This window comes from Actinoplanes sp. CA-142083 (assembly GCF_050942195.1).
Lineage (GTDB): Bacteria > Actinomycetota > Actinomycetes > Mycobacteriales > Micromonosporaceae > Actinoplanes.
In genome coordinates, this window is sequence record NZ_CP192076.1 from 2,248,077 (window position 1) to 2,275,043 (window position 26,967).

Sequence of the window (26,967 nt, forward strand, 5' to 3'; positions counted from 1 at the left end):
GACCCGTCACGGTAGCGGAGCAGGATCCACAGCATCGACGGCGGCCAGCAGGCGGGCGAACTCGGTCGCGAGGCCGTCGAGCTGGAAATGTGCGTTGAGGCCGCTCGGGTTGGGCAGCACCCACACCGGCACGCCGCCGATCGTCTCCTCCTGTGGACCGATCGCGGCGGTGCGGCGGGCGAAGGCGGTGCGGTAGGCGGTCACGCCCAGGACGGCCAGGTAACGCGGGCGCCACCGGTCCGCCAGCGCGGTCAGGATCTCGCCGCCCTCGACCAGCTCGGCGGCGGAGAGCTCGTCAGCCCGTGCGGTCGCGCGGGCCACCACGTTGGTGATGCCGAGGCCCATCGCGGGCAGGCCGAACTGCTCCGACGGGTGCAGCAGCCGCGGGGTGAAGCCGGAGAGGTGCAGGGCGGGCCAGAAGCGGTTGCCGGGCCGGGCGAAGTGGTGGCCGGTCGCGGCGGAGTAGAGGCTCGGGTTGATGCCGGAGAACAGCACCCGCAAGCCAGGCCCGACGAGGTCGGGAATGGTGCGTCCGGCGGCAGCCGCCACCTCGGCTGGGGAGGGGCGGCGCTCAGAGGGCACGCAGAGCACCGCCGTCCACGGGGATGACCAAACCGGTCAGATAGCTCGCCGCCGGGGAGAGGGCGAACGCCGCCACCTTGCCGAACTCCTCCGGCTCGCCGATGCGGCGCAGCGGGATCGTCTCGGCGGTGCGGGCCGAGGCCGTTGCGGCGTCGCCGGTGGCGGCGAACAGTTCGCGGTTGCGGTCGGTCAGGATGCGGCCGGGGAGCAGGCCGAAGACGCGGATGCCGCGCGGCCCGTACTCGTCGGCCATGTCCTTCGCGGCCATCGCCAGGCCGGGGCGGAAGCCGTTGGACAGGCCCAAGTTGGTCAGCGGAGTCTTCACCGAGGTGGACAGCACGATGCCGATCGCGCCGCCCTCGGACAGCGCCGCGGCGAAGGTGCGCATGGCGCGCAGCGAACCCAGGAACACCGTCTCGAACGCCGACCGCCATTGCTCGTCGGTCACGCCGGCGGCGGTGCCCATGGGCGGCCCGCCGACCGAGACGAACGCGCCGTCGAGGCGGCCGAAGCGGGACTGCGCCTCGCGGACCAGCAGGCCGGGGGTCTCGGGGTCGGTCAGGTCGGCGGCCACACCGGCGGCGGACGGGCCGAGACCGGAGGCGGCCGCGTCGACATGGGAAGCGGAGCGCGAGGACAGCAACACCTTCGCCCCGTCCGCGACGAGCGCCTGCGCGGTGGCGAAGCCCAGCCCCCGCGAACCACCGGTGACGATGTACACGCGACCGTCGAGTCCGAGATCCATGGCTCCGACCCTAGCCGTGACGCAGGGCGGCGGCGGTGGCGGCGTCGGCCGGGAGGAACGACTCGATGGCGAGCTCGGCGAGCGTTACGTCGAGCGGCGTGCCCAGCATCGACGTGATGCTGAAGAACGAGAGGTCGTCGAAGCGCAGCGGCACCACGAGCCCGCCGGGGCGCTCGGCCACCAGACCGCCGGGATAGGCCGACAGCTCCGCGTGCAGCTCGCGCAGCACGGGATCGGCGGTGTGGGCGGCCTGTTCATCGAGCCGGTGCAGCACGTGGGTGCGCCACTCGGCGAGGTTGCGGATGCGCGGCGCCATCCCCGACGGATGCAGCGAGAGCCGCAGCACGTTGACCGGCGGCTCGAGCAGCTCGGGCGCGCAGCCCTCAAGCAGCGCCGACACCGCGGCGTTGGCGTCGATCATCGTCCAGTGCCGGTCGATCAGCACCGCGGGATAGGGCGAGTGGCCCTCGAGAACGTCCCGCAGCGACGACAGCACGTCGGCGAGCGCCGAGCCGCCCAGCGACGACTCGGCCCAGGCCGGCGCGAACCCGCCCGCCAGCAGCAACTCGTTCTGCCCGCGCAGAGGCACGTCCAGCCGCGAGGCGAGCCGCAGGATCATGTCGCGGGTCGGCTGCGCCCGGCCGGTCTCCACGAACGACAGGTGCCGCGCCGACACCCCGGCCCGCGACGACAGCTCGAGCTGGCTCAACCGGCGCTGCGTCCGCCACGACCGCAGCAGCACCCCCACGTCGCCCATACGCCGCAGCCTAGGCATCGCCGAGGAACCATCGCCATTACCTCCGGCGTAATCGACGCCACTACCGCGAACGGGCGACGGTGGTCCCCGGCAAACAACCCGTCAAAGACACAACGACCGGAAGGAAACGACGATGAGCGACTTCGACAGCGTGGTGGCGCGGTACCTGGCCGTCTGGAACGAGACCGACGCGGCGGCCCGCCGCAAGCGGATCGACGACCTGTTCGCCGAGGACGTCCGCTACGTCGACCCGCTGGCCGCGGTGACCGGCCGGGACGCCCTGGACGGCCTGATCGGCGCCGTGCAGCAGCAGTTCCCCGGCCTCACCTTCAGCCCGGGTGGCGCGGTCGACGCACACCACGAGCAGGCCCGCTTCACCTGGAATCTCGGCGCGGTGCCGGGCGAGGCCCTGGTCGTCGGGTTCGACGTGGCCGAGCTCGACGCCGACGGCCGGATCCAGCAGGTCCTCGGCTTCCTCGACAAGGTGCCCGCCGCCTGAGGAAAAGATCAGGAAGCGCGCCGGATGACCCGTACGATGCCGGCGATTTGAAGAACGACGGCGCCGGACGCGGACCGCACAGCCGGACCACGACGCGGCCTCGGCGCGGAAGCGCCGTCATAGATCCACCGGGCCTCGCGCACGGCCAGCTCCTCACCCGCCGTCGCCGGAAGGGCATCGCGGGAGAGCAGGTCGCGCGCGAGGTCCCAGCCGTCCCGCAACGAACCCTGCGTCGGGCGCGCCGCCGCCCATTCCGCAAAGGACGGCTTCCACCGCTCACCGAACGCGGCAGCCAGCATCGGCCATTGCCGCGCGACCTCACCGGCACGCTTGCGCAGCAGGGCGACTCGCGCCGCGTCGACCTTAAAAAGATCAAATCCATCGGGTACGGGTTTGCCCGAAGTCAACGCGGCGACAAGCCCGGCTTGGCGGGTGGCCAGGCTCTCCGGTGCGCCGCCGGGCTGTCCCGGGTGGTCACCCTCGCCGAGCGGCCCGCTCATGCGACCGCCGGCCGGGTGACGGCGGGATATCCGGAAGCCGCCGCGATCGCGTCCAGCTCGCCGCGAAGCTCGTCGGCCGGGGGATAGTCGCCGTCCCTTTCCAGCATCAGCGCCGGCGGGCGGTGCCGCGCGCAGAGCTCGCCGACCAGGTCGAGCACCGCCTGCGGCACCGCGTCGGTGTGCGTGTCGTGGTAGAGCCCCTGATGCTCGGCGCCGCCCGCCACGTGCACGTACGCCACCCGGTCGAGCGGCAGCTTGTCGAGCAGCTCGAGCGGGTCCTCGCCGCGGTTGCGGGCGTTCGCGTACACGTTGGCGATGTCGAGCAGCAGCAGCGCGCCCGTCCGGTCGAGGATCTCGGTGAGGAAGTCGGCCTCGGACATCTCGCTGTCGGGCCAGTCGAACAGCGCCGCGATCGGCTCGAGCGCGATCGGCACCGACAGCTCCCGCTGGGTGCGGGCGACGTTGGCGACCACCGCGTCGATCGCCTCCCGCGAGCGCGGGATCGGCAGCAGGTGGCCGGCCTCGACGCCGGCCGCCCGCACGAACGCGATGTGCTCGCTGACCAGCGGCGCGCCCAGCCGCTCGGCGACCGCGGCCAGGTGGGCGACCCGCTCCGGCTCGACCGGCTCGGCGCCGCCCAGCGACAGGCGCACCCCGTGCGGCACGACCGCCACGCCGCGGTCGAGCAGCTGGGGCAGGCCCTCGGGCAGGTCGCCGTGCGCGTGCACGGACTCGGCGACGACCTCGGCGAAGCGCAGGCCGGGCAGGCCGGCGACGAAACCGGAGATCTCGGGGCGCCAGCCGATGCCCACCCCGTACGCGTCATCAGCCACCGCAACCACCACCCCCGCCGCACGAGCTTCCGCCGCCGCACGAGCTCCCACCGCTGCAGGAACTGCTGCTTCCACAGCTGCTGCCGGCGGTGCCGGTCGACCCGCTGGAGAGACCACCCGCGGCGATCCGCTGGATCTCGGCCTCGGCCGCGAACGCCGGGTCCATCGCGTAGAGCGAGGCGGCCCCGAACAGCGCCACACCCATCGCCGCCCCCGACGCGCCATAGGTCGCGTACGCCGGGGACTGCTGCGGGGCGAGATAACCGTGCTGCACGCGCAACTGCCGCAGACCGGTGATCGCCGCGGTGGTGGCGACGCGCTTGGTGCGGGCCAGCACGATGGTCATGAAGATCGCGGCGCCGACTGCGGGGAAGAGGAAACCGACCGGCTTGTCGTTCGCGATGCCGGCGAAGAACCGGAAAACCCCGATCAGGGCGAGCGCGCCGGCCGCCCAGCCCCACAACCGGGCCTGCTTGATCGTGTCGCGGGAGACGGCGAGACCGCGGCGCTCGAGGCCGGCCCGCAGGTCGTCGAGGGCCGAGCGCACCCACTGGTCGTCGAGAAGCGATGCGGTGCGGGCCCGGTTGCCGGCGGCGTGGTGGACGGCGGAGTCGAGCGGGGTGACGCCGGACGGGACGGACCCGGTCTGGACGAGCGTCTTCCCGGCGCCGGTGCCGAGAACGCCGGCGGCGCGCAGGCCGCCGATAGAGGAGTAGACGGCGAGCTTGTCGCCGCCGTTGAGGTAGGCGATCTGCTGCGGGCCGAGGTCGTCGACCCGGGCGTTGCGGTCGCCCCGGAAGAGGGCCTTGCGGCTGACCGCGGCGATGATCGCGATCGCGATCAGCGCGATGACGTACCCGACGATGAAAGTCGGGCCAGGAATCCCCCAGGTGTCCTCCATGGCCTCATTGTGCAGACGCTGTCGAGTGCCGTCGCACTGCCTCTTCCACCAGGTCAAGGACCCGGCTCAGCTCGCCCGGCGGGCGGCCGGTGGCGAGGTGCAGGACGAGGCCGTCGTAGGCGAGCTCGAGGAACTGGGTGAGGACTTCCACAGGTACGTCGTCGCGCAGCACCCCGGCCTCGCGCTGGCGCTGGAGGCGGTCGCGGGTGGCGTCGGCGATGGCCGCGGAACGCTCGGCCCAGCGCTTGGCGAACGCCGGGTCGGTGCGCAGCCGGCGGGAGACCTCGAGCTGGGTGCCGAGCCAGCCGGCCGTGTCGCCCTCGCTGCCGCCGGCCCGCTCCAGCAGGTCGCGCATCACCTGGACGAGGCCGTTGCGCGCCACGGTCTCGACCATGGCGGCCGCGTCGTCCTCGGCCACGGCGAGGAACAGCGACTCCTTGTCGCGAAAATGGTGGAAAATCGCGCCACGGGACAGGCCGGTGGCATCCTCCAGGCGGCGGACCGTGGCGCCCTCATAACCGAACCGCGCGAAGCAGTCACGCGCCGCCGCGAGGATCTCATGGCGTCGCGCCTCGAGCTGGTCCTGGCTTACTCTGGGCACGCCTTGGATCGTGTCACGCAGGCGGTTCGCTCTGCAATCCGTACGTACGTCTTGTCAACGGCGGTCGAGGCTATGACCGGATGATGCAAATTTCGCCATCCGGCCCGGAAGTTGTTAACAGTCCTGGACTGTTCGCTTACGCCCTAGCTCACGTAAAGTGCGCGGGTGCCTCTTGTCCTGATCGCTCTCGACGACACCCTGCTCGACCGCAGCGGTGCCTTCAGGCTGTGGGCAAAGGGATTCCTCGATGAGATCGGGGCGCCACAGGACGACTTGGACTGGTTACTCTCCGTTGATGCGGACGGGCTGACCGGGCGGTGGGATCTGGCCGATCTCATCCGCGACCGCTACCAGCTCAACGTCCCGACCATCGATCTGCTCGAGGAGCTGCACGAGGGTCCGCTGGCGTTCGAGAAGCTCGACCCGCTGGTCGGCTGCGCGCTGCAGATCGCCGGCGACGCGGGGCTCGTGCCGGTCGTGGTCACCAACGGGCAATCCGAGATCCAGGACAGCCGGATCCGCCGTACCGGTCTGGACCGCTACGTCGCCGACTGGGTGATCTCGGAGCAGGCCGGCGTCAGCAAGCCCAACCCGCGGATCTTCGCGCTGGCCGCGCAGCGGGTGCGTATGCGGCTGGGCGGGGCCTGGGTGGTGGGCGACAGCCCCGAGGCCGACATCGGCGGGGCTGCCGCGATGGGGCTGCCCAGCGTGTGGCTGCACCGCGGGCGGGATTGGGTCGACAACCGGTTCGCGCCCACCCGTGTGGTGGGCAATGTGATCCAGGGTTTGTCCGCGATCATGGCTGCTCAATAAATCGGTTGCGGGTTCTTCCAGGGCTCGGGCAAGCTGTGCCAGTTCCTACGAGAAAGAGGGGGGTGGACCACATGGCCGTCTTTGTGATGCCTGCTGTCCAGATCTTCTTCCTTCCTTCTTTCTCCGAGGAGACCCTCCAGTGCGAGAGCACGACTCTTTCGGCCCCGCGACCATGCGCAAGGGCCGACGCAAGTTCGACGACGACGAGCCCGACTTCCTGAAACGCGGTCGCCTCGAGCCCCGCCTTTCCGAAGAGCCCGACCTTCCCGAGGCCGGTGACAACTGGTCCAGCTGGGACGGTGCCCTGCACGGCCCTGTGCCGCGACCCGACTGGGTCCGCACCGAGCACGCCGCGGTCGACGACGAGCTGGGCATGCTCAAAACCGGCAAGGAAGCCGACGTCTTCCTGGTCCGCCGGCACATTCCCGACACCGACAAGGTCAGCATGCTGGCCGCCAAGCGCTACCGCGACGGCGACCACCGGCTGTTCCACCGCGACGCCGGCTACCTCGAGGGCCGGCGGGTCCGCCGCTCCCGCGAGATGCGGGCGATGAACAACCGCACCTCGTTCGGCAAAGAGATGATTGCCGGGCAGTGGGCGGCGGCCGAGTTCGACGCGCTAGGCCGGCTGTGGCAGGTCGGGCAGGCCAGCGGCCTGGTTCGGGTGCCCTACCCGGTGCAGCTGATCGGCACCGAGCTGATGCTGGAATTCATCGGCGACTGGGACAGCGGCGAGGCCGCGCCCCGGCTCGCCCAGGTCCGGGCCGATCCCGGCGAGCTGGCCGACCTGTGGCGGCAGATGACCGACGCGCTGTCGGTGCTGGCCCGCGCGCAGGTGGCGCACGGCGACCTGTCGCCGTACAACACGCTGGTGCACGAGGGCACGCTCGTGCTCATCGACCTGCCACAGGTGGTCGATGTGGTGGCCAACCCGCAGGGCGGCGACTTCATCGCCCGCGACGTACGCAATGTGGCCGCGTGGTTCACCCAGCGCGGCTTGCGGGTCGACGCCGACGACCTGCTGGACCGCCTGCTGCACGAGGCGGGCCTGCGATGACCTTTTTGCAGCCGGGCGGCCCGCGATGACCCGCCGTACGCGCCCAGGCCCGCGGCCGCCCAGTACGAGGCGGCCGCGGCCGGGCCGCACTACTGCAGGTAGCCCTCGACCTCGTTGACGCCGTGGGCCTGCTCGGCGTTCGGGTCGTTGCCCACCTCGCGGGCGGCCCGGCGCCGGCGGAGCAGGTCCCAGCACTGGTCCAGGGCCTCTTCCAGGTCCTTGAGCCGGGCATGCTCCTCGTTCGAGGAGATCTCGCCCTTGCTCAGCTGCTGGCGCAGCTTGTGCTCCTCATCGACCAGACCGTGGATCCGGTCCAGCACATTCTTGTCATCCATTCCCGAAGCCTATTCATCCGCCGCCGGTTCGCGGCCCCCGGACTCGCTCGGAGGTTATGGTCATGCTCACCAGCGCGCTCGTACGGCGCTTGGTCGACACCCAGTTCCCGGAATGGGCCGGTTTGCCGCTGCGCCCGGTCGAGCCGGGTGGGTCCGACCACCTGATCCACCGCTTGGGCGACGAGCTGACGGTCCGGATGCCCCGGCACGACGGCGCCATCGGACAGGCCGAGAAGGAGCTGCGGTGGCTGCCCCGGCTCGCGCCGCACCTGCCGCTGGCGATTCCCGAGCCGGTCGCGGTCGGCCGGCCCGACTTCGGCTATCCGTGGCCGTGGGCGGTCTCGCGGTGGATGCCGGGCAAGGTGGCGACGGTCTCCGAGTGGGGTTCGTCGGTCCCAGCCGCGGTCGAACTCGCCGGCTTCCTGGCGGCGTTGCAGCGGTTTCCCCGCGACGGCGCGCCGGCGGTCGAGCCGGAGTCGCTCGCCGACCGTGACGCTGCCACGAGGGCGTCGATAGCCCAGGCCGGAAACGTCTTCGACCCAGCCGGCCTGACCGCCGTGTGGGAGGCGGCCCTGGCCGCGCCGAAGTGGGACAGGCCGCCGGTCTGGTTCCACGGCGACTTCCACACCGGCAACGTGCTGACCCACGAGGGGCGGCTCAGCGCGGTCATCGACTTCGGCGGGCTCGGCGTGGGCGACCCGGCCCCGGACATGATGATGGCGTTCACGCTGATGTCGGCCGGCCCGCGAGCGGCGTTCCGCGAGGCGCTGGAAGTGGACGACGCGACGTGGGCGCGCGGCCGGGGGTGGGCACTTGCGGCGGGGTTGAACGCGTATTGCTCCTACGCCGCGACCAACGAATGGGTGGCCGCGACCACAACCCGCCAGATAACGCAGGCGCTGACCGGCTGAGCCGCCCAGCCCACGACCGACCGCTGGCCCGCTTGCCCGCTGGCCCGCTTGCCCGCTGGCCCGCTCGGCCGGCGGGCAGCTGGCCCGGTGGCCCGGTGGCCGGTGGCCCGGTGGCCCGGCGGGCGGCTGGCCCGGTGGCCCGGCGGGCGGCTGGCCCGGTGGCCCGGCGGGCGGCTGGCCCGGTGGCCCGCTGGCCCGGTCGCGGCTGGTCGGCCGCGCCGTTCAGGCGGTCAGGCGTTGATCGGCTGGGTGGCTACGTGGCGGGGGAGGCGCAGGGCGAGCAGGGCCGCGCCGGCGGCGGCGAGGGTCAGGATCAGGCCTATCTCATGGAAGGCTGGCACCGCGCCGATGTGGGTGGCCCGGGCCGCCAGCAGTGAGCCGAGCACGCCCACGCCGATCGAGCCGCCCAGGCGCTGGGCGATGTTGAAGAGGGTGTTGCCGTCGGCGAGCTGGGCGTCGGTCAGCGGGTCGAGCATCACCGCCAGCAGTGGGGTGATGCCGAAGCCGATCGCGGCCGCGCGGCCCGAGAGGATCAGCGCCGTGACCCACAAGGGCGTCGCGGGGGTCAGCATCAGGAGCGCCGCGCCGGCCACGGCCAGGATCGCGAAGCCGGTCACGACCAGGGGGCGCACTCCGTATCGGATGCTCAAGCGCTGGCCGGCGGCGGTGCCGACGCCGGTGATCAGGCCCTGGGGGAGCAGCGCCACGCCGGTGGCGAACGCGGAGTGGTGCTGCACCGACTGGGTGAAGACCGGCAGCAGGAAGACGGCGGCGAAGGCGACCACCGACGAGATCACGCTGAGGGCGAGGGCCAGGGCGGAACGGCCGTGGCGCAGCAACGTCAGGTCGACGGCCGGCTCGGGGACGTGCTGGGCCCACGCCAGGTACCCGACCAGGAGCGCGCTGCCGCCGCCCAGGGTGGCGAGGGTGACGCCGGCGGTCCAGCCGTCGGCCGTGGCGCGGCTCGCGCCGTAGAGGACGCCGATCAGGCCGGTACTCAACAGGAGCAGGCCGATCGGGTCGGCGCGGGCGCGGCCGACCCGCCCATCGAAGGCGCGCAGCGCGTCGGGCCGCCTGCCGATGGCGCGCTGAGCGTCGGGCCGCCCATCGAAGGCGCGTTGCGTGCCGGCTGCCTCGGGCGCCACGCCGGGCGGGAGCCGGCGGACGCCGAGCATGGCGACGACGCCGATCGGGACGTTGATCAGGAAGATCCAGCGCCAGCCACCGGCCGCGATCAGCAGGCCGCCGAGGGACGGGCCGATCGCGGGGGCGAGGAAGAACAGCAGGCCGGCGGCGATGGGGATGCGGCGGGCCGTGCCCTGGCGTCCTAGCAGGACGCTCATCGCCAGCGGAACCAGCGGCGCGCCGGTGAAGCCCTGGACGGCCCGGGCGGCGATCAGCGCGCCGATTCCGGGGGCGGCGGCGCAGGCGGCCGACGCCGCCAGGAAAGCCGCGAGCGAACAACCGTAGACGCGCATCGTGCCGAAGCGGCGGGCCAGGTAGGACGTCGTGGTCAGGCCGGCCGCCAGGGCGAGCAGGTAGCCGCTCACCACCCACTGCGCGGTGGCCAGGTCGGCGCCGAGCTCCCGGGCGATGTCGGGGACCGCGACGTTGACGATCGACGAGTCCACCATGGTCAGTAGCGGGCCGGCCAGCAGCCCGAGCTGCATGAGCGGGCTAAGTCTCATCGGCCTGGGCGCCGAGCCGGTCGATCCAGGCGAGCTCGCGGTCGATGCGGTCGGTCAGCTCGGCCACGACGAGGCCGCCCCAGCGATGGTTGCGGGGACTCGCGGCGGTGCGCCCGGCCAGCTCCCGCAGGTGTGTCCGCTGCGCGCGGAGGGCCTCGGCCCGGGCCGCGAGCACCCCATGCCTCTCGGAGGGGGTGAGCTGCTCGAACTGGCCGACGCGGGTGAGGAACTCGGGCTCGTCGGCGGCCAGCGCGGGGGTCAGGTCGGCGAGCATGTCGTGCAGGAGCTCGCGGCCCAGCTCGGTCAGCTCGTAGACGTGTTTGGGCGGCCGGCCCTCCTGAGCCTCGGCGGTCTTGGTGACGGCGCCGGACTCCTCGAAGCGGCGCAACGCCGGATACAGCGTGTTGTTGTGCAACGCGTACGCGGTGGTGGCGGCGACCTTGCGTTTGAGCTCGTAGCCATGGACCGGGCCGCGCTGGAGGTGGCTGAGGATCACGATGTCCATATACATGTAGTCCAGTCTGACATAGGTCACGCTGGACTAGGAATGTCAAAAATCGCCCCGCCGGTGAGCACCGGCGGGGCGATCTTGCGAGGTCAGCTGTGCAGCATCTTGCGCAGCACGAACTGGAGGATGCCGCCGTGGCGGTAGTAGTCCGCCTCGCCGGGGGTGTCGATGCGGACGTCCGCCTCGAACTCGACGCCGGTGTCGGTGCGGACCGTGACGGTGCCCGGGATCTCGCCGTCGTTGAGCGCCGTGACGCCCGTGATGGTGAAGGTCTCGGTGCCGGTCAGGCCCAGCGACTCGGCGTTGGTCTTGGGCGGGAACTGCAGCGGCAGCACGCCCATGCCGATCAGGTTGGAGCGGTGGATGCGCTCGTAGCTCTCGGCGATGACCGCGCGCACGCCCAGCAGCATGGTGCCCTTGGCCGCCCAGTCCCGCGACGAGCCCGAGCCGTACTCCTTGCCGGCCAGGATGACCAGCGGGACGCCCGCCTCCTGGTAGGCCACCGACGCGTCGTAGATGGTGGTCTGGTCGCCGGTCAGGTGGTTGACCGTGAAACCGCCCTCGACGCCGGGGACCAGCTGGTTGCGCAGCCGGATGTTGGCGAACGTGCCGCGGATCATGACCTCGTGGTTGCCGCGGCGGGAGCCATAGCTGTTGAACTCGTGGCGCGGCACGCCGTGCTCGGCCAGGTACTTGCCCGCCGGGGAGTCCTGCTTGATCGAGCTGGCCGGCGAGATGTGGTCGGTGGTGACCGAGTCGCCGAGTTTCGCCAGCACCCGGGCGCCGGAGATGTCGTTCACCGGGGACGGCTGGGCCGCCATGCCCTCGAAGTACGGGGGCTTCCGGACGTACGTGGAGTCGTCGGCCCACTCGAAGGTCTGTCCCTCGGGGGTGGGCAGCGACTGCCAGCGCTCGTCGCCCGCGAAGACGTCCGAATACGCCGACGAGAAGCCCGACGCGCCGATCGCGTTCGCGATGACGTCGTCGATCTCCTTGGCGCTCGGCCAGATGTCGTTGAGGTAGACCGGCTGGCCGTCGCTGCCGGTGCCGAGCGGCTCCGACGTGATGTCCAGGTCCATCGTGCCGGCCAGCGCGTACGCCACCACCAGCGGCGGCGACGCCAGGTAGTTCATCTTGACGTCCGGGTTGATCCGGCCCTCGAAGTTGCGGTTGCCGGAGAGCACGCTGACCGCGGTCAGGTCCTCCTCGTTGATCGCGGCGGAGATCGCCTCGGGCAGCGGCCCGGAGTTGCCGATGCAGGTCGTGCAGCCGTAGCCGACCAGGTTGAAGCCGAGCTTGTCCAGGTAGGGCGTCAGGCCGGCCCGGTCGTAGTAGTCCATGACGACCTTGGAACCCGGCGCGAGCGTCGTCTTGACCCACGGCTTGCGGGTCAGGCCGCGGTCGACGGCGTTTTTCGCCAGCAGCGCCGCGCCGATCATGACCTGCGGGTTGGACGTGTTGGTGCAGGAGGTGATCGCGGCGATCACGACCGCGCCGTGGTCGAGCTCGAACTCGACGCCGTTCTCGTCGGTCACCCGGACCGGGTTGGACGAGCGGCCCTCGGCGCCGTTGGCCGCCGAGAACACATGCGGCTTGTCGGTCTCGTCCTGCACGGCGTTGGCGGGGGAGTCGGACGCCGGGAACGACTCCTCGCTCGCCTCGTCGGCGTGGCCCGAGGCCTGCACGTAGTTGGTGAGGGCCTCGCGGAACATCGGCTTGGCGTTGTTCAGCGGGACGCGGTCCTGCGGGCGCTTCGGGCCGGCCAGCGACGGGACGATCGTCGACAGGTCGAGCTCGAGCTTCTCCGAGTAGTCGGGCTCCGCGTTCGCGTCGAGCCAGAGGCCCTGGCGCTTCGCGTACGCCTCGACCAGCGCGACCTGCTGCTCGCTGCGGCCGGTCAGCTTGAGGTACTTGATGGTCTCGTCGTCGATCGGGAAGATCGCGACGGTCGAGCCGTACTCCGGCGACATGTTGCCGATGGTGGCCCGGTTGGCCAGCGGCACGGCGCTCACGCCGGGGCCGTAGAACTCGACGAACTTCGACACCACGCCGTGCTCGCGGAGCATCTCGGTGATCGTGAGGACCAGGTCGGTCGCGGTGGTGCCGGCCGGCATCTCACCGGAGAGCTTGAAGCCGACGACCCGCGGGATCAGCATGCTGACCGGCTGGCCGAGCATGGCGGCCTCGGCCTCGATGCCGCCGACGCCCCAGCCCAGCACGCCCAGGCCGTTGACCATCGTGGTGTGCGAGTCGGTGCCGACGACCGTGTCGGGGTACGCCTGCCCGTTGCGCTCCATGATCGTGCGAGCGAGGTATTCGATGTTGACCTGGTGCACGATGCCGGTGCCGGGCGGGACGACTTTGAACTCGTTGAACGCGGTCTGGCCCCAGCGCAGGAACTGGTAGCGCTCGCGGTTCCGCTGGTACTCCAGCTCCACGTTGCGCGCGAAGGCGTCCTCGCGGCCGAACAGGTCGGCGATCACCGAGTGGTCGATGACCAGCTCGGCCGGGGCGAGGGGGTTGACCTTGGTGGCGTCGCCGCCCAGGTCCTTCACCGCCTCGCGCATGGTGGCCAGGTCGACCACGCAGGGCACGCCGGTGAAGTCCTGCATCAGGACCCGCGCCGGGGTGAACTGGATCTCCACGCTCGGGTCGGCGGTCTGGTCCCACCCGCCCAGCGCCCGGATGTGGTCGGCGGTGATGTTGGCGCCGTCCTCCGTCCGGAGCAGGTTCTCCAGGAGGATCTTCAAGGAGTAGGGGAGGCGGTCGTGCCCCTCGACCTTGTCGATCGTGAAAATCTCGTAGCTCGCGTCTCCGACGCGCAGCTCGCTCTTCGCACCAAAGGTGTCGAGGCTGGCCACGTCATCTCCTTCACACCCAGCGACTGGAAGTCAGAGTCAGTCTTTCGCACCGGCTAGGGCGCTCCCGGAGTTAGGCGAACCTAACTCTCGGTTCACGTTTCCCGTAAACCGTACGTCCGTCTTGTAAGCGCACGCAAGGTGGGGTCGTCATGTCGCGCGGACCGCGAATTCGTTGCTCTCCGTGTACGCCGGATGCAGCGTGACGTCGCCGATCGTGGCCGGCGGGAGCACGAACGCGGTCCGCTTGTCGACGATGTCGTCCCGGAATCTTCCCAGGGTCACGGCGTCGGCCGTGGCGGCATGGCGCAGCCGGAAGGTCCATTCGCCGGGCGGGAGGGCCGGGACCGTGACGCGGAAGGTCGCGCCGTCGGCGATCACCGGGAGTTCGTGGGTGGTGGCGCCGTCGGTGGCCGCCAGCGCCGGGGTCTCGAAGTGGGCGCCGTAGAGGCGGCCGGTCAGGTGGATGCCGTCCGTGTCGGCGTCGACGTCGCCGACCTCGGCGTAGACCGGCTGGTCCCAGACATGGACCGCCAGCGTGCCGTCCTCGTCGCGGAAGGGGAGCTGGATCCGCGCGCCGATCGGGCCGTCGACGAGATGGCGGGTGTCGCGGAGTCCGGCGAGGACAGGGGTGCCGTCGACCTTGCGCACCCTCTTATCCGGAAAAATCTGCACATCGTCGGGCAGGGCCGCGATCCCGTCCCAGTCCAGCATCGGCAGCGTCACCGACGGCGCCGGTCCGAGCACCGCGACCGGGTCGCGCCGCCGCGCCGGTAGAAGCGGCCGCCGCTTTTTGCCGGAAATTTCGGTGAACAGCTCCTCGTACTGCTCAGCCACGATCGACGGGTCATAGCGCGCGGAATTCGACAAAGCGGCCGCGCCCATCCGCCGGCGCAGATCTTCGTCGTTGATCAGGCGCAACAGCGCGTCGCCCATCGCGTCCGGATCGCCGACGGGCGTGAGCAGGCCGTCCTCGCCGTCCCGGAGGATCTCGCCGGGCCCGTGCGGCGCGTCCGTGCTGACCACCGGCACCCCGCAGCGCATCGCCTCGACCAGCGTCATCCCGAACGGCTCGCGGTCGGACGCGACGGCGGCGATCGACCCTTTCGCCCATTCCGGCTCGATCGGCGCGATCTGCCCCATCATCCGCACGTGATTGTGCAGCCCGAGCTCGAGCACCAGAGCCCGCAGCGCCGGCGCCTCCTTGCCGTCGCCGTAGATCCGCAGCTGCCAGTCCGGCCGCTTCGCGACGACCTTGGTGAACGCGTGCAACAGCAGGTCGTAACGCTTGCTCCGGACGAGACGGCCGGCGGCGACGACGAGCTTCGCCCGCCCGTCCGAAGGGGGCACGCCGGGCGCGGGGATGCCGTTAGGGATAAAAGCCAATTTGGTACGCCGTAAGCGCACGTTCTCGCGGTAGTCGTCGGCATCGCGTCTCGACACGGTGACGAAGGCGTCGAGCCCGCGGAGGTAACGCGGCATCTGCTCGCGGAGGGCGGCACGGTGCTGACCCCGTACAAGATGCTCCTGACCGATCTTGATCTTTGATCTTGACGCGAACTCGGACAGGTAGGCGATCAGGCCCGGGCGGGTCGCGATGATCACGTCGGCGTCGGAAGCGCGCAGGTAGGAGCGGTAACGGTCCTCGATGTACCGGTCGTAGTCGGCGGCGCGGAAGTCCGATTTCGGATAGACCCGCGGTGGCTCCCCGCGGCCGGGCGCGTCGGCCACGGCATCGGGGTGAGCCGTCCGGGTCTCGACCAGCGACATCAGCCGGATCGCGGGATCCACCGGGAGTTTCGGCACGTCGCGGCGGCGTACGGTGCTCAAGATCTCGATCTCGTGGCCACGTGCCGCCAGCGCGGCGCCCAGATTGAACGTCGTCTTGATCGTTCCGCCGATGCCAAAGGCATCGTTGATCAGGAATAGCACCTTCATGTTTATCGCCGTGCCGTCCGGGGGTACACGGGCTCCGTGCAGGCCCCCTCCGACCTCGCTCTCCTCTCCGAATTCTTCGACCGCTACGGCGTCGCCCTCACGACGGGCGACATCGCGGCGGTAGCCGGCTGCTACGCGCTGCCCGGCATGGTCGTCGCGGACTCCTACAGCTTCACCTTCACCTCACCAGCCGCGGTGGCCCTCTCGTTCCTCGGTGCCGCTCCCACCTACCGTGACCAGCGGATCATCGCCGCGAACGCCGAGTTTCTCGACGTGCGGCAGCTCTCCGAGGCGCTGACCCTGGTCGCTGTGGAATGGGAGTATCTGGACAGCGACGGACAGGCGCTCACCGGTGAGCGCTTCCACTACCTGCTTCCTACGGACTCGAGCGGCCCCCGGATCACCACTGTCGTCGCGACCCACTGAAACTGTCGTACGCCGGTGCAAGGATGAGCCGGTGACCACGATCGAGATCGCTCCCGCTGCGACCACCACCCGCGCGCGACCGCAGTGGCTCGTGGTGCACTATGCGCGGCCCGACGGGGAGTATGCGGCGTGGTGGCTGCACGCTTGGGGCGATCTCGCGCCTGGTCAGAGCGATGGTTATCCGGGTGGCGCCCCTTTTGCCGGTGAGGATTCCTACGGCCGTTTCGCCTGGGTGCGCCTTGCGCCTGACGCGCGCGATGTCGGCTTTGTCCTGGTCGATCACGCCGGCGTCAAGGATGTCGAATCGGATCGCCATGTTGATCCCCTTTCTTCTTCCGAGATCTGGTTGCGTCCGGGTGATCCGGCGGTCTATACGTCTCCTCCCGTCGTCTCTGCTCCCGATCCTGATGTCGCGGTGATCCACTACCGCCGGCCGGGCGGTGACTACGCCGGCTGGGGGCTGCACGCCTGGGAGGGGACGCCGCGTAAACCCCGGTGGGACCGCCCGATATTTCCGGATTCATACGACGCCTTCGGCGCCGTTTTTCGCGTCCCGATCCGGCCCGACGCCGCCGGCCTGCGCTACGTGCTGCACCGCGGCGACACCAAGGACCTCCCCGACGACCAGCGGCTCGACCTCACCGTCTCCCGGACGGCCTGGGTGCTGGCCGACACCGTCGCGCCGCTGATGCCCGATGTCGGCACGCTCGGCCCCGAGCTCGACCCGGCCCGCTCGCTCGCCGTCTTCCTCGACCGCACCACCGTCGCGCTGCCCGAGCCGTTCGCCGAGCGCGCGGTCGCGTTCACACTGGTCGCCTCCGCCGGCGGCACGGTGCGCCGGGAGGGCGACGAGATCACCGGCGAGTTCACCACGCTGCCGCTCACCCCGCGCCCCGGCGGCCTCTTCCAGGCGCAGAGCCGCCGCTTCCCGCACCTGCGGTCCTACCGCGCCTTCTCGGTGCGCGAGCTGGGCGACGCGGCCCTGGGCTATCTGTTGCGCGGCCAGCTGCTCGCCGTCGGCCGCGACTCCGAGGGCAAGGTCACCGCGCTGACCAGCGTGCAGCTGCCCGGCGTGCTCGACGACCTCTACGCCGACGCCGCCGACACCGAGCTCGGCCTGGTCATGACCGACGACCGCCCGCAGCTGACGGTCTGGGCGCCGACCGCGCGCACGGTCTCGCTCGAGCTGTTCCGCACCCTGGCCGACGAGCCCAAGGTGCTGCCGATGGACCGTGACGCGCTCACCGGCGTCTGGACGATCGCCGGCAAGCGCAAATGGCTGGGCCGCTACTACCGCTACCGCGTCGAGGTCTGGCACCAGGCCGCCCAGCGCATCGTCACCACCAGCGTGACCGACCCCTACTCTCTGGCCCTGGCCGCCGACTCGACCCACAGCCTGCTCGTCGACCTCGACGATCCCGAGCTGATGCCGCCCGGCTGGGCGGCGCTGGCCAAGCCACCCGCGGTCGCGCCCGCCCGCATGCAGATCGCCGAGGTGTCGATCCGCGAGTTCTCCATCTTCGACGGCTCGCTCCCGGCCGCCGAGCGGGGGACGTACGCGGCCTTCACCCGCCCGGACGCCGCCTGCATGCGTCACCTGCGGTCGCTCGCCGACGCCGGCCTCACCCATCTGCACCTGTTGCCGGCGTTCGACTTCGCCACCGTCCCCGACCGCCGAGCCGACCAGAAGGTGCCCGCCTGCGACCTGGCCGCCCTGCCGCCCGACTCCGCCGGCCAGCAGGAGGCGGTGATGGCCGTCGCCGACGAGGACGGCTTCAACTGGGGCTACGACCCCTGGCATTACACGACCCCCGAGGGCAGCTTCGCGGTCGACCCCTCCGGCGCGTCGCGGGTCCTCGAGTTCCGCCGGATGGTGGCGGCGCTCAACGAGGCCGGCCTGCGCGTGGTCATGGACGTCGTCTACAACCACGCCATGGAGGACGGGCTGCACCGCTTCGCCGTCCTCGACCGGGTCGTCCCCGGCTATTACCACCGCATGCTGCCCGACGGCTCGACCGCCGAGTCGACCTGCTGCCCCAACACGGCCACCGAGCACATGATGATGAGCCGCCTCGTCGTCGACTCGATCGTGACGTGGGCGCGCGACTACAAGGTCGACGGGTTCCGCTTCGACCTGATGGGCCACCACCCGCGGGCCAACATCCTCGAGGTGCGGGTCGCGCTCGACCACCTCGAGAACGGCAGCGACATCTACCTGTACGGCGAGGGCTGGAACTTCGGCGAGGTGGCGTACGACGCCCGGTTCGCCCAGGCCACCCAGGTCAACATGGCCGGCACCGGCATCGGCACGTTCAACGACCGGCTGCGCGACGCGGCCCGCGGCGGCGGCTCGCACGGCCCCGACCCGTCGGCGCAGGGCTTCGCGAGCGGGCTCGGGTCGCACACCCCGCTCTGGCTGCACGACCGCATCAAGGTGGGGCTGGCCGGCGCCCTCTCGACCTACCGCTTCGTCACCCACACCGGCGGCGAGCAGAGCGGCGCCCAGATCGACTACAACGGCTCCCCGAGCGGCTACGCGCTCTCACCCGGCGAGACGGTCAACTACGTCGACGCCCACGACAACGAGATCCTGTACGACGCGCTCGCCTTCAAACTGCCCCGCGACATCGCGCCGGTCGACCGCGCCCGCATGCAGGTCCTCGCCCTGTCGCTGGTGGTCCTCGGCCAGGGCGTCGGCTTCATGGCGCTGGGCAGCGAGCGCTTGCGGTCCAAGTCGCTCGACCGCAACTCGTTCAACTCCGGCGACTGGTTCAACCAGATCCGCTGGAAACCCGAGCAGGGCAACGGCTTCGGCGTCGGCCTGCCGCCGGCCCACGACAACGAGGGCCAGTGGCCCTGGGCGGCGCCCCTGCTGGCCGACCCGGCGCTGGTGCCGTCGCCCGAGCTGATCGCCATGACGGCGGAGCGATACCGCGAGCTGCTGCGCGTGCGGCGCTCGACGCCCGTTTTCGGCCTCCCGACCGGCGAGGAGGTCCAGCGCCGCCTGACGTTCCCGCTCGGCGGCCCGCAGGAGACCCCCGGCGTGATCGTCATGTGCCTGGACGGGACGGGCCTCGACCCCCGCTGGCGACAGATGGTCGTCGTCTTCAACGTGCGGGAGGAGCCGACCGTCCAATCGGTGCCCGAGCTCGCCGGTTTCGCTCTCTACCCCCATCCCGACCAGACCGCCTCGGCCGACCCGCTCCTGCGCACGGCCGCCGCCTCCGAGGGGGTGCTCTCAGTCCCACCCCGATCGGTGGCTGTCTTCGTCGCCGACCTCTGACGCCGCCTCCGCGAGTGGGCCGTGTGCGTGGCTGCGCTACATTGCGCCGCGCGATGGAAATTTCCTCGCGTTCGGTGCGGTGCGGTGCGGGTGGAGGCAGTGGTGCGACTCGGCGGTCTGGCTTGGGGCGTCAGCGGTGTGGCGCTCGTGGCGTTCGTCGCCGGATGCTCGTCGCACTCGGAGAGCCCCACCTGGAACGGATCGTCCGCCTCCGCCTCGGCCCCCGCAGCGACGGTCGCCCAGTCGGCGCCGCCGTTCACCGAGCCGGCGTCGTACACCTACACCCTGACCCGCGGCTGCGACGACGCGTCCCCGCTGGGCCGTTACAAGGTGACCGTCCAGTCCGGCGCCGTCGCCAAGGCCGAGCGCATCGGCGCCTCGGTCCAGCCGTCCGCGAGCTCCGACGTGGACCTCGGCCCGGTCACCGGCCAGGACGGCGAGGAGATCGACGTGCCGACCCTGGCCGAGCTGCGCGAGATGGCCCAGACCGCCACCGACGACGGCGGCCAGGTGACCACCACCTTCGATGCCAAGGACGGCCATCCCGTCAAGGTCGTCATCAACGTCAGCGACGAGGGCGCCACCGGCGACGAGTGCTGGACCGTCGCCGACTACGCCCCCGCCTCCTGAGGCCCTATGCGGGCAGGCGTGGCCCGGCCTCCCGCTGCGACGCCATCCACGCCTCGACATCCGCCGAAGTCCGGGGCAGCCCCGCCGACAGGTTGCGGCACCCGTCCGCCGTGACCAGCACGTCGTCCTCGATCCGCACGCCGACGCCGCGCAGCTCCTCCGGCACCAGGTCGTCCTCGGGCTGGAAGTACAACCCCGGCTCCACCGTCAGCACGTAACCCTCGGCCAGCGCGCCGTCGCGGTAGTTCTCGTTGCGCGCGTTCGAGCAGTCGTGCACGTCGATCCCGAGCATGTGCCCGAACCCGTGCAGCGTCCACCGCCGGTACACCGTGCTCTTCTCGTCCATCGCCTCGTCGACGCTCACCGGCAGCAGGCCGAGGTCGCGCAGCCCTTCGGCCAGCACCCGCATGCACGTCTTGTGCACCTCGCGGAACTTCACCCCCGGCTTGATCGCGTCCATGCCCGCCTGCTGGGACGCGTGCACGATGTCGTACACCTGCCTCTGCAGCGGTGTGAACGCCCCACTCACCGGAACCGTCCGCGTCACGTCGGCGGTGTAGAAGTTGTCGCCCTCGACGCCCATGTCCATCAGCAGCAGCTCGCCCGGCTTCGTGACCCCGGTGTTCCGCACCCAGTGCAGGATCGTCGCGTGCGCCCCCGCGCCCACGATCGAGCCGTAGCCCACGTCGTTCCCGTCGTGCCGCGCCCGCAGCCCGAAGACGCCCTCGAGCAGCCGCTCCTTGACCCCGCGGTCGGCCGGCAGCACCCGCGCAACGTCCTCGAACCCGCGCACCGTCGCGTCGATCGCCGCCTGCAACTGGGCGATCTCCCACTCGTCCTTGACCAGCTTCAGCTCGGACAGCACCCAGGCCAGCTCCCGCTCGCGCGGCTTCTCCCGGTCCGGCTCGTACTGCAGGATCGCCCGGTCCACGTTCGCGTCGAACCCGCGCAGCACCCGCGTCCGCCCCGGCGCCGATCCCGCCAGCACCGTGCCCAGCTCACCCAGCGGCGCCGTCTGCAGTCCCAGCTCCGTGGCCTTCTCGCGCAGCGTGTGCGTCCGCCCGATCCACAACTCACCGTTGCGGCTGCGGAAGAACGCGTCAGTGTCCTTCGAGTTCCGCTGCCTCGTATACAGCGTCGCGTCGTGCCCCGACCCCGTAGGCCGCAGCACCAGCACGCTGTCCGGGTCGCGGTCGCCCGTCAGATAGAAGAAGTCGCTCCCCGGCCGGAATGAGTATTCCGTGTCGTTCGCCCGAACTTTCTCGTTCCCACTCGGGATGATCAGCGTCTCGCCCGGGAACGCCTCCGACAGCGCCGCACGCCGCTTCTCGTAGTTGGGCGCCTCCGGCAACGCGGCGACCTCGAGCGGATCCTCCCGCCACCCACTACGCATGAACTGCAGAAACGCCTCCGGAAAGTCCGGGTCGTGCGACTCCGTCTTCGCCGCAGCCTGCTTCTGCCCCTGCTCAGCCATGGGTAGCCTCCCGCTAGTCGCTCCGCCCCCGACGTTACCGCCATTCGCGCGCCGACAGCAGACCACCACCCTTCAAGATCATCAAACCCACAAAATCAAATATCAAAAATCAAATATCGTACGCCCGAGCCAACGTTCCCCGCCTCCGGCGGCTGGCGCAGCGCGCCCGAGTGGTCCGTAACGGCCATAGCGCGCGTCACGCGCAAGGCGTCGCGAAACGCCAGACCCGAGGCGCGTTGCCCGGGCCTGATGAGTTGCCGTCCGAAGCACGCAGCAGCTCATCAAGTTCGGGCAGCGGCCCTTGCGCGCGCTTCCAACGCTGATGACTTGCTGTCCGGAGCGTGCGGCACCTCATCAAGATCGCGGGGCAGCGCGACGCGGGGCAGCGCGACGCGGGGCAGCGCGACGCGGGGCAGCGCGACGCGGGGCAGCGCGACGCGGGGCAGCGCGACGCGGGGGCGCGACGCGGGGGCGCGACGCGGGGGCGCGACGCGGGGGCGCGACGCGGGGGCGCGACGCGGGGGCGCGACGCGGGGGCGCGACGCGGGGGCGGCGCAGTGCGGGCGGCGCGGGCGGCGCGGGGCAGCGCGGGGCAGCGCGGGGCAGCGCGGGCGGCGCGGGCAGCGCGGGCAGCGCGGGGCGGAGCATCGCGGGCGGCGCGGGCATCGCGGGCGGCACGGGCAGTGCGGGGCACCGCAGGCGGCGCGCCGCGCAGGCGGGCAGCGCGGGACGGCGCGGGCGTGCCGGGCTGGCGTTGCGGCGGGGCTGGGCTGGCGTGCTTCCGGCGCTGATGACTTGGTGTTCGGAACGTGCGGTACCTCATCAAGATCCCCAGCGCGAGCGGCGAGCGGCGTGGGAGGCGTGGGAGGCGTGGGAGGCGTGGGGCGTGGGAGGCGTGGGCGGCGGGCGGCGAGCGGCGTGGGCGGCGGGCGGCGAGCGGCGTGGGAGGTGGGCGGCGGCGGCGTGGGCGGCGGGCGGCGTGGGCGGCGGGCGGCGTGGGCGGCGGGCGGCGTGGGCGGCGGCGTGGGCGGCGGCGTGGGCGGCGAGGGCGGCGTGGGCGGCGGGCGGCGTGGGCGGCGGCGTGGGCGGCGGCGTGGGCGGCGAGGGCGGCGTGGGGGTCCGGGGCGCGGGCGGAAGGGGCGGCGCGACGGTGGAAGGGGTGGCGCGCGCGTGAGCTAGGCGGCGGGGAGGGTTAGGCACGCCTCTCGGGCTCCTGCCTTGCCGGCCTCGCCGGGGGCGGTCATGGTGTGGGTCTCGTGCAGGACGAGGGAGCGCGGCGGGGACTGCGCGCTGAAGTTCCAGCCGTGGGTGACGGTCGCGGTCGCGGCGCCTGTTGTGGAAGCGGTGAAGTCGAGCCAGATCTCGTTCTGCGGGTTGGCGTAGACCGGGTTCGTCGAAGGTGTGACGGGGTCCTGGTGGTTCTGGTAGTGCGGGCCGGCCTCCTCGGGGACCGACGTGCAGGGCTTGGTGTGCAGGTGCGCGCCGTACATTCGACCCGGAACCAGGCCGGTGGCGGAGAGGTGCACCTCGGTGCCGTACCCGGTCTTGGCGATGGTGAGCTCGGCCGTCGCGCCTGCCGGGACCACGGCGGGGTTGTAAGTGATGGCCGTGGCGCCGGGCCGATACGGCAGGAACGTGCCGGAAGCGGTCAGATAGGGAGCGGCGCTCAAGGGAGCGGTCAGCTGAGGGCTGGCGGACTGGTAGATGGTCCAGGCCGAGACGTTGGAGGTGGCAGAGGCTACGGGCGGGATGTCGAGGGAGTTGGCGCAAGCGGTCAGGAGGGTCAGGGGGACAGCGAGAGACAGGGTTCGGATCAACATGGTGAAATCATGTCAAACACGGACCTATCGCATGGCCACTGGCGTGGAACGGCCGTGGGCGGAAGGCTGAGAGTCATGGGTTACGCGGTGGTGCTCGGGGAAGCGCTGGTCGATCTGCTCGAGGCGGATCTCGATGGGGAGCTGATCTATCGGCAGGCGATCGGGGGAGCGCCGCTGAACGTGGCGGTGGCGGCGACCCGGCTCGGCGGCGACGTGCGGTACGTGGGGTCGCTGAGCAACGACGTCCTCGGGGATCGGCTGGCGGCGTTCCTGCGGGAAGCCCAAGTCGGGCTGGGCGGCGTCAAGCGGGTGCCGGTACCGACGACGCTGGCGGTGACGACGTTCGTGGGGGCCGAGCCGACGTTCACGTTCTATGGCGAGCCGCCCTCGTACGCGTTGCTCGAGCCTGAAGATCTTGACGAGAAGACGCTCAACGACGCCGACGTGATCTACGCGGGGTCGATCTGCCTGCTGCGGGAACCGTTTCGGGCGACAGCGCGTAAGGCGTGGCAGAAACCGGGGCCGATCAAGGTCTTCGACCCCAACGTGCGGCCCACGCTGCTGCCGGACGCCAAATCCGTGGCGAACCTGCGCGATCTGGTGGAGGAGTTCTTCGCGACGGCCGACCTGGTGAAGCTGAGCTCGGCCGACGCGGCGGTGCTCTACGACGGGGCCGAGCCGGCCGCGGCGGCCGAGCAGATCCGCGAGCTGGGCGCCAAGGCGGTGGTGGTGACCTGGGGGTCGAAGGGCGCCTACATCGCCACCGAGGACGGCGCCGAGATGCTGCCGGCGCCGAGCGTGGCGGCGATCGACGCGACCGGCGCGGGCGACTCGGTGATGGGAGCGCTGGTGCGCCGGCTGCTGGCCGAGGGCCTCCCGGCCGATCTGGCCGGCTGGCACCGCAACGTGCGCTTCGCGCTGGCGGTGGCGGGCCTCGTCTGCGAGCGCCAGGGCGGCGCGACCGCGATGCCCACCAACGAGGAACTGGTCGCCCGCTGGGGAGCCCTTATCTAGTCGCCCAAGGCTTTCTGGATGAAGCGCTGGCGGTCGAGCATCATGCGCTCGACGCGGACCTCGGCGACCAGCTCCTCGCCGTCGCGGACGACGACCTCGAACAGCAGCTTGCGGCCGTCCACTTTGGCGAGCGTGGCCAGCGCGGTGACATGCCGGCCCACGGGGGTCGGCGCCCGGTGCTCGACCTCGGCCCGGACGCCGACGGTGGTCACGCCGCCCGGCATCTGCCGGGCCGTGCAGGCGACGGTGGCGGCCTCGGCGAGCGCTAGGACCCGCGGCGTGCCCAGCACCGGCACGTCGCCCGAGCCGAGGGCCTGGGCCGTGTCGGCGTCGGTGACGGTCAATTCCACCCGAGCGTTGATCCCGGGCGCGAACTCCGGAAGCTCCATGCCAAGAGCTTAAGGCTGCACGGGCCGCTGCCAGAACGCCTCATCCGGGAGAGCGGAGGTCGTCATCGAAGTCCGGGCCAGCCGTGCCCGCACCGCCAGCTGCTCCGCCAGGGCCCACGCCTCCGCGAGGTCCCGATCCCGGGCCTGCCCCGAGCGCCCGCCGGCGGTGTCCGCGTACACGGTCGCCAGCCCCAGGCGGCGCTGCAACGGCCCCTGGATCACCCGGACGCTCTGCAGCCGCGCGTAGGGCACCACGCTCATCTCGCGGGTCAGCAGCCCCCATCGCGACACGAACACGTCGGGCGCGAGCCCCGCCCCCAGATACGGCAGTTCCAAGGGGTGCAGCCAGCGCGCCCGCTTCGGCGGCGGCGTGGTCGCCAGCGTGGCGAGGTCGACCCCCGGCAGCACCTCCCAGACCAGCCCGCGGGCGGTCTCGAACTCCCCGACCGGCAGCAGCCGATCCGAGCGCTTGCTGTCCGAGCCCTGCTCCCCGGCGTACCCGGCGATGTCGAGCCGCAGGTGCATCCACTTGTGCCCGCGCCACAGCAGCGGCCAGGTCACGCCGACCGACTGCACCCGGTGCAGCGGCACGACCTGGCTGCGCGTCTCCAGCAGGCCGTAGCGCACCACGAGCCGTCCGCCGGGGTCGTGCGCGAGCCGGAAGTCCCAGTCCTGCAGCACGCGCCGCACCGGCTGCAGCAGCACGCCCGCCATGGCGGTGACGGTGCTGGCGATGCCGATGAAGGTCCACTGGGCCTCCATCACGAACTGGAGCACCACGAACGCCACGCCGACCGGCAGGAAGAACGCCTGCGGGGTGAGGAGCTGGCTGATCACCAGGTCACGGTTCGAGACGCGGACCAGGGGGCGTTCCAGGGCGGCTGCCGCGACTTGCGGTCCGGCGTTTTCTTGGGCAACAGCCGCCGTCGTACGCCCGGCGAGCGCCAGAAGGCGTTCCCGGAGGGCGGCCGCGTCCCGCACCGTCAGGTAGGCCAGCGGGGCCTCGGTCTTGCTCCCGCCGACGACCTCCAGGCGCAGCTCGGCCAGCCCGGTGAGCTGGGCCAGCAGCGGTCGGCGCAGCTCGACGGCCTGGAGGCGCTCGAGCGGGATGGCCCGGTTGCGGCGCCAGATCAGCCCGTCGGAGATGCGCAGCTCGCGCCCGACGATGTGGTAGCCGGTGGTGAGCCAGTTGACCAGCGAGAACACCACGACGCCGAGCGCGAGGACGAGCACGACCAGCGCGAACCGCTCGAGCCCCACCTGCGACAGCGTCTGCCAGGAGAGCGCGGCCACGACGACGGCGATGCTTTTCGCCCCGTGCAGGATCGGGCTGAGCGGATGCAGCCGCCGCCGAGGCTCTACCTCGACAGCAGTGGGGGGAGGAGGTGTGGTGGTCACAGGCCCTCTGCCCGGTCCTCGCCGAGGGTGGTGAGGCGGTCGCGCAGCCGGGACGCCTCCTCGGGCGGCAGGCCGGGCACTTTGGCGTCGGTGGCCGCCGCGGCAGTGTGCAACTGCACGGTGGCCAGGCCGAACGCGCGTTCGAGCGGTCCCGCCGTCACGTCGACGAACTGCATCCTCGCGTACGGGACGATCGAGAGCCGCCGGACCAGCAGCCCGTGCCGGACGAGCAGGTCCTGGTCGCGCTCGGCGTAGCCCCAGGCCCGGACGGCCCGGACCGTGACGAACGAGCGCCAGATCGCGTACGCCACGACGAGCGCCATCCCGACCGGCCACATCCAGTACGGCGCGAGCGCCCACCCGACGCCCAGTCCGACCAGCAGAACGATGACCCAGATGGCGCGGGCGATCAGCTCCACTGTGATCAGCTTGGGCGACACGGGCCGCCAGGCGACGGTGTCGGGCCAGGGTTCGAGGGCGTCGACGGCGTGCGCGGACGGCGTAGTCACATCGTGAAGCCTAAGAGATCGCACCGAAGGGCGTCACTTCCCGAAGGAAACCGCGCGCCTCGAGGAAGCCCCCGAGCGACTCCCGGTGCTCCTCGCAGGCGAGCCACGTCTTGCGATAGTCGGGAGCGTGCAGCTTCGGATTGTTCCACCGCAGGGCCCACACGGCGCCCGCACGACAGCCTTTGGCCGAGCATTGGGGTGGAAGGTCCTCGATCACCACGCAAGATTAGTGCGGCGACCGGGCACCCCCACCATCACGTGGGGTTTCCGGGGGCTCGGCCCCCGGAGTAGATATGCGAGTGCCCCCTGGTCCGCGCATCTTGCGGACAGGGGGCACTCGGAAGCTCGCCGCCGGGCGACCACGGGGGAAGTCGCCCGGCGACGGGACAGATGTTACACGGTTCACGGCAAAGCGCATCCTCCCGCTTCCGGTGCCCGTTCCGGCGCATTGCGCAGAAAGATCGACACGACCGGACCATGGCGGGTGCCGCGGTCAGC

27 protein-coding genes are annotated in these 26,967 nt (G+C 71.5%); 9 read left to right on the top strand and 18 right to left on the bottom strand.

Features of this window, described 5'->3' with window-relative positions:
- Window positions 1-6 precede the first annotated feature (6 nt).
- The 3 genes from mug to ACQPZX_RS10715 are packed head-to-tail and all read right to left on the bottom strand — an operon-like array spanning window position 7 to window position 2,084.
- On the bottom strand, window positions 7-582 hold the full coding sequence (gene mug / locus ACQPZX_RS10705) for a G/U mismatch-specific DNA glycosylase (RefSeq protein WP_433377896.1): 576 nt from the start codon (window positions 580-582) through the stop codon (window positions 7-9).
- Window positions 572-1,327: an SDR family oxidoreductase gene (locus tag ACQPZX_RS10710; protein ID WP_433377899.1), complete on the bottom strand. Its 756-nt coding sequence runs from the start codon at window positions 1,325-1,327 to the stop codon at window positions 572-574. The genes mug and ACQPZX_RS10710 overlap by 11 nt, the downstream gene beginning before the upstream one ends.
- Window positions 1,328-1,337: 10 nt before the next feature.
- Window positions 1,338-2,084, bottom strand: coding sequence for a helix-turn-helix domain-containing protein (locus ACQPZX_RS10715; RefSeq protein WP_433377902.1), 747 nt, complete (start codon window positions 2,082-2,084; stop codon window positions 1,338-1,340).
- 133 nt (window positions 2,085-2,217) lie between these two features.
- Between ACQPZX_RS10715 and ACQPZX_RS10720 the strand changes: the two genes are divergently transcribed.
- A complete protein-coding gene (locus tag ACQPZX_RS10720) occupies window positions 2,218-2,583 on the top strand; it encodes a nuclear transport factor 2 family protein (RefSeq protein ID WP_433377905.1) in 366 nt (121 codons plus the stop codon).
- A gap of 8 nt (window positions 2,584-2,591) precedes the next feature.
- Here the strand turns inward: ACQPZX_RS10720 and ACQPZX_RS10725 are convergent, their stop codons facing one another.
- Genes ACQPZX_RS10725 through ACQPZX_RS10740 form a run of 4 tightly spaced genes read right to left on the bottom strand, consistent with a single transcriptional unit; the run spans window position 2,592 to window position 5,418 of the window.
- The gene (locus ACQPZX_RS10725; protein WP_433377908.1) at window positions 2,592-3,083 is read right to left on the bottom strand and encodes a hypothetical protein; all 492 of its coding nucleotides are present in this window, start codon (window positions 3,081-3,083) and stop codon (window positions 2,592-2,594) included.
- On the bottom strand, window positions 3,080-3,916 hold the full coding sequence (locus tag ACQPZX_RS10730; protein WP_433377911.1) for a DUF692 domain-containing protein: 837 nt from the start codon (window positions 3,914-3,916) through the stop codon (window positions 3,080-3,082). The genes ACQPZX_RS10725 and ACQPZX_RS10730 overlap by 4 nt, the downstream gene beginning before the upstream one ends.
- Window positions 3,909-4,817 (bottom strand): TIGR04222 domain-containing membrane protein, encoded by a 909-nt coding sequence (locus ACQPZX_RS10735; RefSeq protein WP_433377914.1) that lies wholly within the window; start codon window positions 4,815-4,817, stop codon window positions 3,909-3,911. The genes ACQPZX_RS10730 and ACQPZX_RS10735 overlap by 8 nt, the downstream gene beginning before the upstream one ends.
- A gap of 4 nt (window positions 4,818-4,821) precedes the next feature.
- A complete protein-coding gene (locus ACQPZX_RS10740) occupies window positions 4,822-5,418 on the bottom strand; it encodes a TetR/AcrR family transcriptional regulator (RefSeq protein WP_433377916.1) in 597 nt (198 codons plus the stop codon).
- Between the two features lie 165 nt (window positions 5,419-5,583).
- Here ACQPZX_RS10740 and ACQPZX_RS10745 point away from each other — a divergent pair, with 165 nt between their 5' ends.
- Window positions 5,584-6,231, top strand: a complete 648-nt coding sequence (locus tag ACQPZX_RS10745) for an HAD family hydrolase (protein ID WP_433377919.1) — start codon at window positions 5,584-5,586, stop codon at window positions 6,229-6,231.
- A gap of 139 nt (window positions 6,232-6,370) precedes the next feature.
- Window positions 6,371-7,288 (top strand): serine protein kinase RIO, encoded by a 918-nt coding sequence (locus tag ACQPZX_RS10750; protein WP_433377922.1) that lies wholly within the window; start codon window positions 6,371-6,373, stop codon window positions 7,286-7,288.
- Window positions 7,289-7,377: 89 nt separating this feature from the next.
- Here the strand turns inward: ACQPZX_RS10750 and ACQPZX_RS10755 are convergent, their stop codons facing one another.
- A complete protein-coding gene (locus ACQPZX_RS10755) occupies window positions 7,378-7,623 on the bottom strand; it encodes a DUF2630 family protein (protein ID WP_433377924.1) in 246 nt (81 codons plus the stop codon).
- Between the two features lie 62 nt (window positions 7,624-7,685).
- On the opposite strand from ACQPZX_RS10755, the gene ACQPZX_RS10760 reads away from it, so the two are divergent.
- Complete coding sequence (locus ACQPZX_RS10760; protein WP_433377927.1) at window positions 7,686-8,534, top strand: aminoglycoside phosphotransferase family protein; 849 nt, start codon at window positions 7,686-7,688, stop codon at window positions 8,532-8,534.
- A 230-nt stretch (window positions 8,535-8,764) separates the two neighbouring features.
- Here the strand turns inward: ACQPZX_RS10760 and ACQPZX_RS10765 are convergent, their stop codons facing one another.
- The 4 genes from ACQPZX_RS10765 to ACQPZX_RS10780 form a co-directional block, all read right to left on the bottom strand.
- The gene (locus ACQPZX_RS10765) at window positions 8,765-10,204 is read right to left on the bottom strand and encodes an MFS transporter (protein ID WP_433377930.1); all 1,440 of its coding nucleotides are present in this window, start codon (window positions 10,202-10,204) and stop codon (window positions 8,765-8,767) included.
- 7 nt (window positions 10,205-10,211) lie between these two features.
- Entirely contained in the window at window positions 10,212-10,757 is a 546-nt protein-coding gene (locus tag ACQPZX_RS10770; protein ID WP_433377933.1) for a PadR family transcriptional regulator, read from the bottom strand.
- A gap of 62 nt (window positions 10,758-10,819) precedes the next feature.
- Window positions 10,820-13,591, bottom strand: a complete 2,772-nt coding sequence (gene acnA / locus ACQPZX_RS10775) for an aconitate hydratase AcnA (RefSeq protein WP_433377936.1) — start codon at window positions 13,589-13,591, stop codon at window positions 10,820-10,822.
- A 147-nt stretch (window positions 13,592-13,738) separates the two neighbouring features.
- Window positions 13,739-15,526: a glycosyltransferase family 4 protein gene (locus ACQPZX_RS10780; RefSeq protein ID WP_433377938.1), complete on the bottom strand. Its 1,788-nt coding sequence runs from the start codon at window positions 15,524-15,526 to the stop codon at window positions 13,739-13,741.
- 36 nt (window positions 15,527-15,562) lie between these two features.
- Here ACQPZX_RS10780 and ACQPZX_RS10785 point away from each other — a divergent pair, with 36 nt between their 5' ends.
- The 3 genes from ACQPZX_RS10785 (at window position 15,563) to ACQPZX_RS10795 (ending at window position 19,865) form a co-directional block, all read left to right on the top strand.
- Window positions 15,563-15,952, top strand: coding sequence for a hypothetical protein (locus tag ACQPZX_RS10785; protein WP_433377941.1), 390 nt, complete (start codon window positions 15,563-15,565; stop codon window positions 15,950-15,952).
- A 31-nt stretch (window positions 15,953-15,983) separates the two neighbouring features.
- Window positions 15,984-19,235 carry a pullulanase-type alpha-1,6-glucosidase gene (pulA, locus tag ACQPZX_RS10790; RefSeq protein ID WP_433377944.1) on the top strand — a complete coding sequence of 1,084 codons (3,252 nt, stop codon included), beginning with the start codon at window positions 15,984-15,986 and terminating at the stop codon, window positions 19,233-19,235.
- A gap of 102 nt (window positions 19,236-19,337) precedes the next feature.
- The gene (locus tag ACQPZX_RS10795; protein WP_433377947.1) at window positions 19,338-19,865 is read left to right on the top strand and encodes a DUF6174 domain-containing protein; all 528 of its coding nucleotides are present in this window, start codon (window positions 19,338-19,340) and stop codon (window positions 19,863-19,865) included.
- Window positions 19,866-19,869: 4 nt separating this feature from the next.
- Here ACQPZX_RS10795 and ACQPZX_RS10800 read toward each other — a convergent pair whose 3' ends face one another.
- A complete protein-coding gene (locus tag ACQPZX_RS10800) occupies window positions 19,870-21,339 on the bottom strand; it encodes an aminopeptidase P family protein (protein WP_433377950.1) in 1,470 nt (489 codons plus the stop codon).
- 886 nt (window positions 21,340-22,225) lie between these two features.
- Between ACQPZX_RS10800 and ACQPZX_RS10805 the strand changes: the two genes are divergently transcribed.
- Entirely contained in the window at window positions 22,226-22,513 is a 288-nt protein-coding gene (locus ACQPZX_RS10805; protein ID WP_433377953.1) for a hypothetical protein, read from the top strand.
- A 1-nt stretch (window position 22,514) separates the two neighbouring features.
- Here ACQPZX_RS10805 and ACQPZX_RS10810 read toward each other — a convergent pair whose 3' ends face one another.
- The gene (locus tag ACQPZX_RS10810; RefSeq protein WP_433377956.1) at window positions 22,515-23,159 is read right to left on the bottom strand and encodes a superoxide dismutase family protein; all 645 of its coding nucleotides are present in this window, start codon (window positions 23,157-23,159) and stop codon (window positions 22,515-22,517) included.
- Window positions 23,160-23,234: 75 nt separating this feature from the next.
- Here ACQPZX_RS10810 and ACQPZX_RS10815 point away from each other — a divergent pair, with 75 nt between their 5' ends.
- On the top strand, window positions 23,235-24,173 hold the full coding sequence (locus tag ACQPZX_RS10815) for a carbohydrate kinase family protein (protein WP_433377959.1): 939 nt from the start codon (window positions 23,235-23,237) through the stop codon (window positions 24,171-24,173).
- On the opposite strand, the gene ACQPZX_RS10820 is transcribed toward ACQPZX_RS10815, so the two are convergent.
- Genes ACQPZX_RS10820 through ACQPZX_RS10835 form a run of 4 tightly spaced genes read right to left on the bottom strand, consistent with a single transcriptional unit; the run spans window position 24,170 to window position 26,686 of the window.
- Complete coding sequence (locus tag ACQPZX_RS10820) at window positions 24,170-24,562, bottom strand: thioesterase family protein (protein ID WP_433377962.1); 393 nt, start codon at window positions 24,560-24,562, stop codon at window positions 24,170-24,172. The two genes, ACQPZX_RS10815 and ACQPZX_RS10820, sit on opposite strands and share 4 nt — an antisense overlap.
- 9 nt (window positions 24,563-24,571) lie before the next feature.
- Window positions 24,572-25,960: a PH domain-containing protein gene (locus ACQPZX_RS10825; protein ID WP_433377965.1), complete on the bottom strand. Its 1,389-nt coding sequence runs from the start codon at window positions 25,958-25,960 to the stop codon at window positions 24,572-24,574.
- Entirely contained in the window at window positions 25,957-26,469 is a 513-nt protein-coding gene (locus ACQPZX_RS10830) for a PH domain-containing protein (RefSeq protein ID WP_433377968.1), read from the bottom strand. The genes ACQPZX_RS10825 and ACQPZX_RS10830 overlap by 4 nt, the downstream gene beginning before the upstream one ends.
- A 10-nt stretch (window positions 26,470-26,479) precedes the next feature.
- Window positions 26,480-26,686 carry a hypothetical protein gene (locus ACQPZX_RS10835; RefSeq protein WP_433377971.1) on the bottom strand — a complete coding sequence of 69 codons (207 nt, stop codon included), beginning with the start codon at window positions 26,684-26,686 and terminating at the stop codon, window positions 26,480-26,482.
- Window positions 26,687-26,967: the final 281 nt, after the last annotated feature.